General features: G+C 71.4%; 11 protein-coding genes. 7 read left to right on the top strand and 4 right to left on the bottom strand.

Annotated features, from left to right (window positions below):
• Window positions 1-95 precede the first annotated feature (95 nt).
• On the top strand, window positions 96-494 hold the full coding sequence (locus AC5PYY_RS02310) for a hypothetical protein (RefSeq protein ID WP_493898198.1): 399 nt from the start codon (window positions 96-98) through the stop codon (window positions 492-494).
• Window positions 495-634: 140 nt separating this feature from the next.
• Here the strand turns inward: AC5PYY_RS02310 and hisC are convergent, their stop codons facing one another.
• Together hisC and AC5PYY_RS02300 are read right to left on the bottom strand one after the other, a co-directional pair.
• Entirely contained in the window at window positions 635-1,726 is a 1,092-nt protein-coding gene (gene hisC, locus AC5PYY_RS02305) for a histidinol-phosphate transaminase (protein ID WP_493898197.1), read from the bottom strand.
• Window positions 1,727-1,868: 142 nt separating this feature from the next.
• Window positions 1,869-2,042, bottom strand: a complete 174-nt coding sequence (locus AC5PYY_RS02300) for a hypothetical protein (RefSeq protein WP_493898196.1) — start codon at window positions 2,040-2,042, stop codon at window positions 1,869-1,871.
• A 64-nt stretch (window positions 2,043-2,106) separates the two neighbouring features.
• Between AC5PYY_RS02300 and AC5PYY_RS02295 the strand changes: the two genes are divergently transcribed.
• The 4 genes from AC5PYY_RS02295 to AC5PYY_RS02280 all read left to right on the top strand — a co-directional run bounded on the left by AC5PYY_RS02295 (window position 2,107) and on the right by AC5PYY_RS02280 (window position 6,340).
• Entirely contained in the window at window positions 2,107-2,490 is a 384-nt protein-coding gene (locus AC5PYY_RS02295; protein WP_493898195.1) for a phage holin family protein, read from the top strand.
• Between the two features lie 84 nt (window positions 2,491-2,574).
• The gene (gene pdhA, locus AC5PYY_RS02290; protein WP_493898194.1) at window positions 2,575-3,756 is read left to right on the top strand and encodes a pyruvate dehydrogenase (acetyl-transferring) E1 component subunit alpha; all 1,182 of its coding nucleotides are present in this window, start codon (window positions 2,575-2,577) and stop codon (window positions 3,754-3,756) included.
• Between the two features lie 12 nt (window positions 3,757-3,768).
• Window positions 3,769-4,818: an alpha-ketoacid dehydrogenase subunit beta gene (locus tag AC5PYY_RS02285; protein WP_493898193.1), complete on the top strand. Its 1,050-nt coding sequence runs from the start codon at window positions 3,769-3,771 to the stop codon at window positions 4,816-4,818.
• 52 nt (window positions 4,819-4,870) lie between these two features.
• Complete coding sequence (locus AC5PYY_RS02280) at window positions 4,871-6,340, top strand: dihydrolipoamide acetyltransferase family protein (RefSeq protein WP_493898192.1); 1,470 nt, start codon at window positions 4,871-4,873, stop codon at window positions 6,338-6,340.
• 76 nt (window positions 6,341-6,416) lie between these two features.
• Here the strand turns inward: AC5PYY_RS02280 and AC5PYY_RS02275 are convergent, their stop codons facing one another.
• Window positions 6,417-7,394: a DUF368 domain-containing protein gene (locus AC5PYY_RS02275; RefSeq protein WP_493898191.1), complete on the bottom strand. Its 978-nt coding sequence runs from the start codon at window positions 7,392-7,394 to the stop codon at window positions 6,417-6,419.
• Window positions 7,395-7,582: 188 nt separating this feature from the next.
• Between AC5PYY_RS02275 and AC5PYY_RS02270 the strand changes: the two genes are divergently transcribed.
• Window positions 7,583-7,984 carry a hypothetical protein gene (locus AC5PYY_RS02270; RefSeq protein WP_493898190.1) on the top strand — a complete coding sequence of 134 codons (402 nt, stop codon included), beginning with the start codon at window positions 7,583-7,585 and terminating at the stop codon, window positions 7,982-7,984.
• Window positions 7,985-7,990: 6 nt separating this feature from the next.
• On the opposite strand, the gene AC5PYY_RS02265 is transcribed toward AC5PYY_RS02270, so the two are convergent.
• Window positions 7,991-8,923 carry a maleylpyruvate isomerase family mycothiol-dependent enzyme gene (locus AC5PYY_RS02265; protein ID WP_493898189.1) on the bottom strand — a complete coding sequence of 311 codons (933 nt, stop codon included), beginning with the start codon at window positions 8,921-8,923 and terminating at the stop codon, window positions 7,991-7,993.
• 131 nt (window positions 8,924-9,054) lie between these two features.
• On the opposite strand from AC5PYY_RS02265, the gene AC5PYY_RS02260 reads away from it, so the two are divergent.
• Window positions 9,055-10,653: a S1C family serine protease gene (locus tag AC5PYY_RS02260; protein WP_493898188.1), complete on the top strand. Its 1,599-nt coding sequence runs from the start codon at window positions 9,055-9,057 to the stop codon at window positions 10,651-10,653.
• The last annotated feature ends 31 nt before the right edge of the window (window positions 10,654-10,684 follow it).

Here is a 10,684-nt window from a genome sequence, read left to right as displayed (position 1 = left end):
TCAACGGCGATGGTAGCGCTGGCCTCCGACCTCCCCTCCCACGTCGCCCCCACTCGGCACGGCGGCTACCCTCGCAGGATGCGAGAGGAGGCCCCATGACGCTGTCCCCCCACGGCTCCAGCGCCGTGGTCACCGGGTCCCTGCGCAAGGGGCTGCCGATCATGCTGCTCGGCGGCGTGCTCGCGTGGGTCGCCGGTCAGTCCTGGAGCGTGGAGCGCGGGGCGGGCGAGGTCTTCCAGGTGCTCATGGCCTACGGCAACCTCGCCATCATGACCGTCGCCGCCCAGCTCATCGCCGGCCCACGCGGCCGTCCGTGGATCATGGCGACCGCTGGGGCGTTCGGGATGACCGTCCCGTGGTTCTTCGGGCTGGCCTTCGCCCAGCAGGGTCAGGGCGTACTGCTACCGGCGCTCATCGTCGCCGTCACCAGCTGGGGCATGACGTATGTCATCTCGAGCCTCACCCGCGAGGTGGTCAAGCGGCGCGCGCGCTGAGCCCGCCCCCGCACCGGCAGCCTCGCGCGCCCGCTCCGAGAGCCTGGTGTGTCCCGTCCGGCAGCTTGGTGTGACCAGTCCAAGAGCCCGGTGTGTTCACTCCGGCAGCCTGATGTGACCAGTCCGACAGCCCGGTGTGCTCAGCCGCGGCTGGCCAGCCACTCGCCGGCCGCGCCGACGAGTCGGTCGTTGGCCTCGGTCTCGCCGATGGTGCACCGCACCCCGTCGCCGGCGAAGGGCCGCACCATGAGCCCGCGCGCCTGGCACGCCTGGGCGAAGGGCACGGCGTCGTCGCCGAGGGGCAGCCAGAGGAAGTTGCCCTGCGCCTCGGGCACCTCCCACCCCTGCCCGCGCAGCGCCTCGACCACTCGCTGGCGCTCGGCCACGAGGTCCTTGACCCGCACCAGCAGCTCGCCGCGGGCCGCCAGGCTCGCGATCGCCGCCTCCTGGGCGAGGTCGGTGACCCCGAACGGCGTCGCCGCCTTGCGCAGCGCGGTCGCCACCTCGGGGTGCGCGACGGCATACCCGACCCGCAACCCGGCCAGCCCGTAGGCCTTGGAGAAGGTGCGCAGCACGACGACGTTGGGGTGCTCGGCGGCGAGCGCCAGGGCGTCGGGCACGTCGGGCTCGGTGGTGAACTCCAGGTAGGCCTCGTCGATGACGACGATGACGTCGGAGGGCACCCGGGCGATGAAGTCCCTCAGCTCCGCCTCGCGTACCGCGGGACCGGTGGGGTTGTTGGGCGTGCACACGAGCACGAGGCGGGTGCGGTCGGTGATCGCCGCGGCCATCGCGTCGAGGTCGTGGCGCGCGTCGGCGTCCACCGGCACCTGCACCGACGTCGCGCCGGAGAGCGCCACGACGATGGGGTAGGCCTCGAAGCTGCGCCAGGCATACACCACCTCGTCGCCCGGATCGCAGGAGATGGCGACGAGCTGGGTGAGCACCGCCACGCTGCCGGTGCCGGTCGCGATCTGCTCCGCGGGCACGCCCAGGTCCGCGGCAAGCGCCTCGGTCAGCGCGACCACCCCCATGTCGGGGTAGCGGTTGACGCGGGCCGCTGCCTCGCTGATCGCGGTGACGACGGAGGGCAGCGGCGGGTGGGGGTTCTCGTTGGAGGAGATCTTGTATGCCGTGACCCCCTCCACCGGTGTCGGTGGCTTCCCGGGGACGTAGGCCGGCACCCCATCGAGGGCGGCGCGCAGGCGGACGGGCGAGGACGGCTCTGTCATGGGGCCAGCGTAGCCAGCGCGGCTCGACCCGGCTCTGCGCCCGGTGCCGAGGCGCCCGGCCGGACTGTGCACGTTACTGCGGCCTGTGCGCATGTGATGGCGCGTGCTCAGGCTGCATCAGCGTGCACAGGTCCGTCCAGGATCAGCGGGGCAGGCCCGTCGCCTCGTCGTAGAGGTCCTCTACGGTGGAGATGTGCCCCTCCACGTCGGCGGACGCATAGGCGTCGACGATGTCGTGGATCCTCCTGAGCCGCGGCTCTGGGCCGACCTCATCCGGATCACGGTCGTCGTCGCGCAGCACGTGCGTCGGGGCCATGCTCTCCGTTCTAGCATCCCCTCGCTTCCCCGGCCAGCTCATGAGGGCATGGGATCATCGAGGTATGAAGCTTCTCGCCGACATCGTCGCCAACGGCGTCGCCCTCTGGGTGGCGGCCGCGCTCATCTCCGGGATCGAGTTCGGGGGTCAGGGCGGGGCGATGGTCCTCACCATCGTGCTGGTCGCCGCGATCTTCGGGGTCGTCAACGCGATCGTGCGTCCGGTGGCCCAGCTGCTCTCGTTGCCGCTCATCATCGTGACGCTCGGGCTCTTCCTCGTCGTCGTCAACGCGCTCATGCTGCTGCTCACCTCCTGGCTGTCCGGCGTGCTCGGCCTGGACTTCCACGTGGACGACTTCTGGTGGGATGCTGTGCTCGGATCGATCATCATCTCGATCGTCTCGATGTTCGTCGGGGCCCTCCTGCCGGACGGGCGCGACCGCGGCTGACCAGGCCTTCCGGTCGCTGCCCCGAGGTCAGGTTGACGTGTGCGGTAACGTCTGCGCCACGCCCCCAGGACGAAGGAGTTTTCCGTGAGCGACGACGACGTCGTGGCGCCGGGCGCCCCCACCGCGGGGCACGAGCCGCCGGAGCGAGACATCACCGACGGCGGGCCGGACATGGTCCAGTTCCTCGCCGCGGACGGCACCCGGCTCGAGGTGACCCCGCAGACCGAGCCCTACGCCGCATACCTCGACGACCTCGACGAGGACGACCTGCGCGGGCTGCTGCGCGACCTCATCCTGGTGCGCCGCGTCGACGCCGAGGGCTTCGCGCTGCAGCGGCAGGGCGAGCTCGGGCTGTGGCCCAGCCTGCTGGGGCAGGAGGCCGCGCAGGTCGGTCCGGGCCGGGCGATGCGACCGCAGGACTACGCCTTCCCCGGCTACCGCGAGCACGGCGTCGCCTGGTGCAAGGGGGTGCCGCCGGAGAACCTGCTGGGGATGTTCCGCGGCGTCAACCACGGCGGGTGGGACTCCAACGACAACAACTTCCACCTCTACACCATCGTCATCGGCAACCAGATGCTGCACGCGGTCGGCTACGCCATGGGGGTCGCCCGCGACGGCGACATGGGCACCGGCGACCCTGAGCGCGACACCGCCGTCATGGCCTTCACCGGCGACGGCGGCACCGCGCAGGGCGACTTCAACGAGTCACTCGTCTTCGCCGCGGTCACCAACGCCCCGGTCGTGTTCTATGTCCAGAACAACCACTGGGCGATCTCCGAGCCCAACGACCGGCAGTTCACCATCCCGCCCTACCGGCGCGCCGACGGCTTCGGCTTCCCGGGCATCCGGGTGGACGGCAACGACGTCCTCGCGAGCTACGCCGTGACCCGCTACGCCCTCGACCGCGCCCGCAGCGGCCAGGGGCCGACGCTCATCGAAGCCTTCACCTACCGGATGGGCGCGCACACCACGTCCGACGACCCGACGAAGTACCGCATCTCCGCCGAGGTCGACGCCTGGAAGGCGAAGGACCCGATCGACCGGATGACGGCATACCTCAAGGCCGAGGGCGCGGTCGACGACGCGTGGCTCGAGGAGGTCCAGGCCGAGGCGGACGCGCTCGCCGCCCGGATCCGCAAGGCGTGCCAGACGATGCCGGACCCGCCGCACGAGGAGATGTTCGCGCACGTGTATGCCGAGCCGCACCCGCTCATCGAGCGCGAGTCCGCGCTCTTCGCGGACTACCAGGCCGGGTTCGAGGACTGAGGGGAGAGACGGATGAGCACGCAGACGGAGAGCTCGACGCCGGCGAAGACCGCGAGCACCGGCACCCGGATGACCATCGCCAAGGCGCTCAACGCGGGCATGCGCGCCGCGATGGAGCGCGACCCCAAGGTCGTCCTCATGGGCGAGGACGTCGGCAAGCTCGGCGGGGTCTTCCGGATCACCGAGGGCCTGCAGAAGGACTTCGGCGAGGACCGCGTCATCGACACCCCGCTGGCCGAGTCCGGCATCCTCGGGAGCGCGGTCGGGCTGGCTCTGCGCGGCTACCGACCGGTCGTGGAGATCCAGTTCGACGGCTTCGTCTATCCCGCCTTCGACCAGATCATCAGCCAGGTCGCCAAGATGCACAACCGCAGCCTGGGTGCGCTCAAGGTGCCGATCGTCATCCGCATCCCCTACGGCGGCGGCATCGGCGCGGTCGAGCACCACAGCGAGTCCAACGAGTCGTACTTCGCGCACACCGCGGGGCTGCGGGTGGTGACCTGCGCGACGACCGAGGACGCCTACTGGATGATGCAGCAGGCCATCGCCAGCGACGACCCGGTCGTGTTCTACGAGCCGAAGCGGCGCTACCACGAGCGCGGGGTGCTCGACCTGGGCGCCGCCGAGGCAGGGTCGCTGGACGACGCACCGTATGCCCTGGACGAGGGGGCGGTGCGGGTCGAGGGCAGCGACGTGACGGTGCTGACCTACGGCCCGATGGTCAAGGTGGCCCACGCGGCCGCCCAGGCCGCCGAGCTCGAGGACGGCCCGTCCATCGAGGTCATCGACCTGCGCTCGCTGTCGCCGCTGGACACCGAGCTCATCGAGGAGTCGGTGAAGAAGACCGGCCGCTGCATCGCCCTGTCGGAGGCGCAGACCTTCTCCAGCATCACCGCCGAGCTCGCGGCGCACGTGCAGGAGCACTGCTTCTTCCACCTGGAGGCGCCGGTCCTGCGGGTCGGCGGCTACAACATCCCCTACCCGCCCAGCCGGCACGAGGAGGTCTTCCTCCCCGACCTCGACCGCGTGCTGCACGCCGTCGAGACCGTGCTCGAGGCCTGAGACACGACCACGGGCGACCTAGGACGTCGAGGAATGGATAAGAGGAGCAGCCGTGCCTGAGTTCAAGCTTCCCGATCCCGGTGAGGGTCTCGTCGAGGCCACGATCATCGAGTGGAAGGTCGCCGTCGGCGACACGGTCAAGACCAACGACATCGTCGTCGAGGTCGAGACCGCCAAGTCGCTCGTCGAGCTGCCCATCCCGTATGACGGGACGGTCACCGAGATTCTGGCGACCGAGGGCGACGAGGTCGAGGTCGGCACCCCGATCATCGTCGTGGACAACGGTGACGGCGGGGGGCGCAGCGGTGGGGGAGACGCGTCGGCGCAGGAGGATGCCGACGACGCCGGCGGGTCTGGCGACGCGGCCGACCTCGTGCCCACGCCGCCCGAGGGCGGGGGCAGCGAGGGCGGGCCCAAGCGCGAGGCCGTCCTCGTGGGGTATGGCGCGATCGAGGGCTCGACGACGCGGCGCAAGCGGCGCAGGGGAGCCTCGGGCGCCGAGGCGGAGACCGAGGCCGCGCCCGTGCGCAAGGCCAAGGCCTCGCCGCCGGTGCGCAAGTACGCCCAGGAGCGGGGGGTCGACATCAACCAGGTCCCCGCGGCCGGCCCGACCGGCATCGTGCGGCGGTCCGACATCGACGCGTTCCTCCAGGGGGCAGAGACACTGTCCCCCGAATCCTCCCCAGCCGGCTCCGCCGGCGAGGGGATGAGCGGCTCCGCGCCCGCGGTGACCGACGTCGGAGCGCAGGCGGGCGGCGCCGCCCCGAGCGCGGCGTCATACCAGCGTCCGATGCTGAACCGCTCGGGCGAGCGGGAGGAGCGCACCCCGGTCAAGGGCGTGCGCAAGATGACCGCGCAGGCGATGGTCAACTCGGCGTTCACCGCGCCGCACGTCACCGAGTTCATCACCATCGACGTGACCCGGACGATGGAGCTCATCGACCGGCTCAAGGCCGACCGCGCCTACCGAGACCTGCGGATCAACCCGCTGCTCATCCTGGCCAAGGCGCTCACCGTGGCGGTCGGGCGGAACCCGGGCATGAACGCCGTCTGGGACGAGGACGCTCAGGAGATCGTGCAGCGTAACTACGTCAACCTCGGGATCGCGGCGGCGACCCCGCGCGGGCTGGTCGTGCCCAACATCAAGGACGCCGACCTCATGGACCTGCGTCAGCTGGCCGAGGCGATGACCGACCTGGTCGCGACCGCCAAGGCGGGGCGCACGCAGCCGGCCGACATGTCCGGCGGCACGATCACGATCACCAACGTCGGCGTCTTCGGCGTCGACACCGGCACGCCGATCATCAACCCGGGCGAGTCGGCGATCGTCGCCTTCGGCACGGTCCGGCGGATGCCGTGGGTCGTGGGCACCGGGGCCGATGAGCGGATCGAGCCGCGCTGGGTGACCCAGCTCGCGGTGAGCTTCGACCACCGGCTCATCGACGGCGAGCTGGGCTCGATGTTCCTCGCCGACCTCGCCGCGCTGCTCGAGGACCCGGCTAAGGCGCTCGCCTGGCTCTGACCTGACGCCTCCCCGCTCCTCCCCTGGACCGAGCGTCGCGCATGGTTGCTCACGACGCCCGGTGGGAGGGGAATGCTCAGTCGGAGTGGTCGCCGGAGGCCTTGGCTTCCACGACGACGAGCGTCGCCACGATCGCGGCGCCGAGCAGGGCCAGCAGGGTCGGCCAGAGCACCGGGTCGTAGGGTGCGACGAGCGCGCCCGGGCTGTGGTCGTCGCCGCCCGCCGCCTCCTGCCACGGCCACAGCGCGCGCAGCGAGCCGACCATCAGGCCGGTCATGACCAGCAGCGTCGAGCGGCGGTGGTGCTCCAGCAGCCAGCTGATGAGCTGCACGAAGGACGCGAGGCCGGTGATGGCGCCCAACGCGAAGACGCCGATGTAGACCAGGTCCCGGCTGTCGACGGCCTCGAGCGTCGTCGTGTAGAGCCCGATGGCCAGCAGGAAGAACGACCCCGACACCCCCGGCACGACGAGCGCGCAGATGGCGATGGCGGCGGCGCCGAAGACCAGCAGCAAGGGCGGGTCGTTCACCGCGCCGCCCCCGGCGAAGCCGATGAGGGACCAGGCCAGCACCGCGGCTCCGACGACGAGGACGACCTCGAGCCACACCGGTCGGCGCCGCTTGGGCAGCATCCGGATCGGCACGAGGATGCTCATCGCCACCATGCCGAGGAAGAGCCCCCGCGCGTGCTCGGGGTAGTCGGTGACGAATCCGCTCATGAGGCCGGCTACGGTCAGCACCGCCAGGCCCATGCCGACGAGCACCGGCACGAGCAGCCACCAGTCGGTCCGGCGCAGCTCGCGCAGCGCTCCGGCGACGCGCCCGTCCTCGTCGCCCACGACGAGGGCCTTGGCCGCCGACACGACGTGGGAGGCACTGCCGATGAGGTCCTCGTAGAGCCCGGTGACCAGCGCGACCGTCCCGCCAGAGACACCGGGGATGAGCTCGGCCGAGCCGATGAGGAAGCCGCGGGCGAGGTCCAGCGGCAGGAGCATCCGGCTGCGCGAGGAGGTCTGGCTCCGGCGGCTCCCCAGGGAGTCAGTGGTGTCGCTCACGCCGGAAGCCTACGTGCCGATCCTGACCTGCGCCTGCCTCCGCAGCCCCCATCTCACCGACCTGTGCACGCCAGATTGACCTGTACGCAGGTTATGCCGTGTGCACAGGTCAATCTGGCGTGCACAGGTCCTTCGGTGCGTCCCGGTGTCGTCCCGAGAGAGGTGAGCGGGCGGCATACCATCGAGGCATGGCCACCCGCCCCCGCCTGAAGGACCGGCTCTTCACCCTGGTGACGACCCTGGCCGCGGTGGTGATCTTTGTCGCCGGGATGTCGCGCGGCAACACCCGCGTCGCGATCATCGGGGCGCTGTTCTTCCTCGGCTACGGCGTGCTGCACTCGGTGACGCGGCGGCTGGAGCCAGCGGCGCGGCTGCTCACGGGCAGCGAGGCGGACCGGGCCGAGGCGCTGGCGCAGTTCCGCGCGATCCGGCTGGCGGGGCAGGGCGCGCTGCTGCTGGCGCTGGTCGGGCTGATCCTGGAGTTCACCGTGCAGTGGGGGCCGGGACTCTGGGTCGCCGGGACGGTGCTGACCGTGCTCGCGCTCTTCGTCGGCGGGCTGTGGTTCTACAGCCGTCCGGGACGCGGGTGACGTCGCTCAGCGGGTGAGCACGAGCGCGTCGAGGACCCGCTCGGCGAGCGCCTCGTCGCCATTCACCTGGTATGCCGTGTCCGCCGTGCTCGCGCGCCCGGCGGCCCGGCGCGTGAGGGCGTGGGTGGTGAGCGAGATCGTCGTCACGGTCGCCTCGGCGTCCTCGGGCGCGGCGACCTGCGGAGAGAGGTCGGCCGCGGGGGCGGCATCGCTCTCGGGGTCCGGGTCGCTCTCCTCGGAGTGGCCGGTGAAGAGCTCGTGCGCGACGAGCTCGCCGCTGGCGTCGACGTCGATGCGCACCCCGGCGCGGCCCGTGACCGGCCCGGTGCTCTCGACGATGACCACGGTGCCCGGCTCGGGAGAGACCCGCTTGCGGACGACCTGGGGCACCGCGTCGAGGACCAGCGCCGTGAACCGTGCCGCCCCCGCATTGTCCAGCGACCCGATCCGGCCTACGGCCTCGCGGATGTCCTGCTCGTGGACCCAGACGTCGCTCAGCCGCAGGGTGGCCAGGTGCTCGAAGGTCGTCTCCTGGTCGCGCGGCCCGCGCACGGGGCTGTCGAGCGCCAGCTCCCGGTCGTAGAGCTGCGCGCTGCGGATCTCGACCAGGCTGCGTAGCTCGGCGAGCAGCTGCTCGGGCGTCATCGAGGCGCGCGAGCGCACGCCCTGCTCCATCCACACGCCGAGCTCGTTGCGGACGTGCTCGGGAGTGCCGACCGCGATCCCGTCGACAGCCGGCTGCGGAGAGCCGGAGAGGTAGTCCTCCAGGTGCACGATGTGGGCGATCTGGTCGCGGACGGTCCAGCCTGGGCAGGGGGTGAGAAGGTCCCACTCGCTCTCGCGCAGGCCGTCGCAGGTGTTGACGAGGGAGATCAGGACCTGGCGGTAGGCCTCGACGTAGCCGGGCACGTCGGCGGGCGGCGCGGGGTGGACGACCATGGCGCCAGCCTAACGACGTGTTCACCGGACTTCCGCCCGCCGGTCGCCTGACTGCGGTAGCCTCACCACACCGTGTCCAGACGGGCCCGCTCATGCAGGGCAGGGCCCGCTCGCCACCAAGGGGTCTCGTCATGCCGGTCCGTCCACTTCGCGCCGCACGGGCGCACGATCGTTCGCGCGCCACGCGAGTGGTCACCACGGCCGCCCTCGCCGGGCTCGTCCTGGCGGCCTGCGCTGGCGACGGGGGCGAGGAGGGTGCGGACGACGACGTCGCCACCAGCACCGGCCCCGCACCCGTCTCGGGGCTGGACCAGGTCGGCACCGCCACCGTGCAGATCCTCGCCGACGGGGAGATGCGGGGGGCCGAGGGCATGACCAGCTTCTCCGGGTCAGGGTCGGGCTTCCTCGTCTCCGACGACGGTTACATCGTCACCAACAACCACGTCGTCACGGGCGCCGGCTCGCTGCGCGTCATCATCGGTGGGGACGAGGACGAGGAGATCCCGGCCCGCGTGGTCGGCGTCTCGGAGTGCAACGACCTCGCGGTCATCCAGCTCACCGAGGACGGCGACTACCCCTCGCTGGAGTGGTCCACGCAGCCGGCGACCCCGCCGCTGGAGGTGTATGCCGCCGGCTTCCCCCTGGGCGACCCGGAGTTCACCATGACCCGCGGCATCGTGAGCAAGGCGGAGGCCGACGGGGAGAGCCCGTGGGCGTCGGTGAGCGCGGTCATCGAGCACGACGCGGCGATCCAGCCGGGCAACTCCGGCGGTCCCCTCGTCGACGCTGAGGGGCGCGTCGTGGGCGTCAACTACGCCGGCGGCGACCCGGGCACCGGCACGTCGCAGTTCTTCGCCATCAACGCCGACGAGGCGCAGGCGATCGTCGCCGACCTCGTGGCGGGCGGGAACGACTCGATCGGCGTCAACGGCCAGGCGATCCTGGACGAGGAGAATGGCCTGGCCGGGATCTGGGTGGCGGGCGTCGCGCCCGGCGGCCCCGCGTCCGACGCCGGCGTGAAGCCGGGCGACATCATCACCACATTCAACGGCGTCGCGATGGAGTCTGGCACCTACGAGGAGTACTGCGACGTGCTCCGGTCCAACAGCCCCGAGTCGACCATGTCGCTGCGGGTGCTGCGCTCCGACACCGAGGAGATGCTCGAGGGGGAGCTCAACGGGCGCGAGCTGGAGGCGACCTTCTCCTTCGCCACCGAGCTCAGTGACGAGGTCGAGCAGGGCGACGGTGGCGGGTCCACCGAGTCCGCGGCCCCGGAGACGGTCGACCTCGTCGACGACACCAACACGATCACCGTGAGCGTGCCCGCCAACTGGGACGACACCCTCACCGAGCCCATCGACCTGCTCGGCACCGGGGCCCTGAGCCCGTCCATCACGGCGACGACCGACCTCGCCGCCTTCGAGAACGACGCCGCCCCCGGCGTCATCATGGCCTACGCCCAGGACGTCGGAGACTTCCCGCTCGACCCGCTCCTGGACGCCGCCATCAGTGGCACGCCCGAGTGCACCGAGGGGGAGCGCGACGACTACGCCGACTCCGCCTTCACCGGTCGCTACATGACGCTCGACTGCGGCGAGCTGATCGCCATCGCCCTGGTCGCCGTCCCGAGCGCCGACCCCGACTCGATCATGGTGGTCATCGCCGGGGTGCAGACCGAGGCGGACCTGCACGCGATCGACACCATCCTGTCCACCTTCAACCTGGTCTGAGCCTGTCAGTCGCTGTCCGTAGCATGGGCGG

It is taken from the genome of Serinicoccus sp. JS2-9, from assembly GCF_059025165.1.
Note: the sequence above shows the minus strand (reverse complement) of the source record. Positions and strands in the feature narration are given on the sequence as shown.

Bases quoted from the DNA above. Each gene is read 5' to 3' on its own strand.
- AC5PYY_RS02310 (WP_493898198.1), top strand. From the start codon at position 96: ATGACGCTGTCCCCCCACGGCTCCAGCGCCGTGGTCACCGGGTCCCTG.
- hisC (WP_493898197.1), bottom strand. From the start codon at position 1,726: ATGACAGAGCCGTCCTCGCCCGTCCGCCTGCGCGCCGCCCTCGATGGG.
- AC5PYY_RS02300 (WP_493898196.1), bottom strand. From the start codon at position 2,042: ATGGCCCCGACGCACGTGCTGCGCGACGACGACCGTGATCCGGATGAG.
- AC5PYY_RS02295 (WP_493898195.1), top strand. From the start codon at position 2,107: ATGAAGCTTCTCGCCGACATCGTCGCCAACGGCGTCGCCCTCTGGGTG.
- AC5PYY_RS02285 (WP_493898193.1), top strand. From the start codon at position 3,769: ATGAGCACGCAGACGGAGAGCTCGACGCCGGCGAAGACCGCGAGCACC.
- AC5PYY_RS02270 (WP_493898190.1), top strand. From the start codon at position 7,583: ATGGCCACCCGCCCCCGCCTGAAGGACCGGCTCTTCACCCTGGTGACG.
- AC5PYY_RS02265 (WP_493898189.1), bottom strand. From the start codon at position 8,923: ATGGTCGTCCACCCCGCGCCGCCCGCCGACGTGCCCGGCTACGTCGAG.
- AC5PYY_RS02260 (WP_493898188.1), top strand. From the start codon at position 9,055: ATGCCGGTCCGTCCACTTCGCGCCGCACGGGCGCACGATCGTTCGCGC.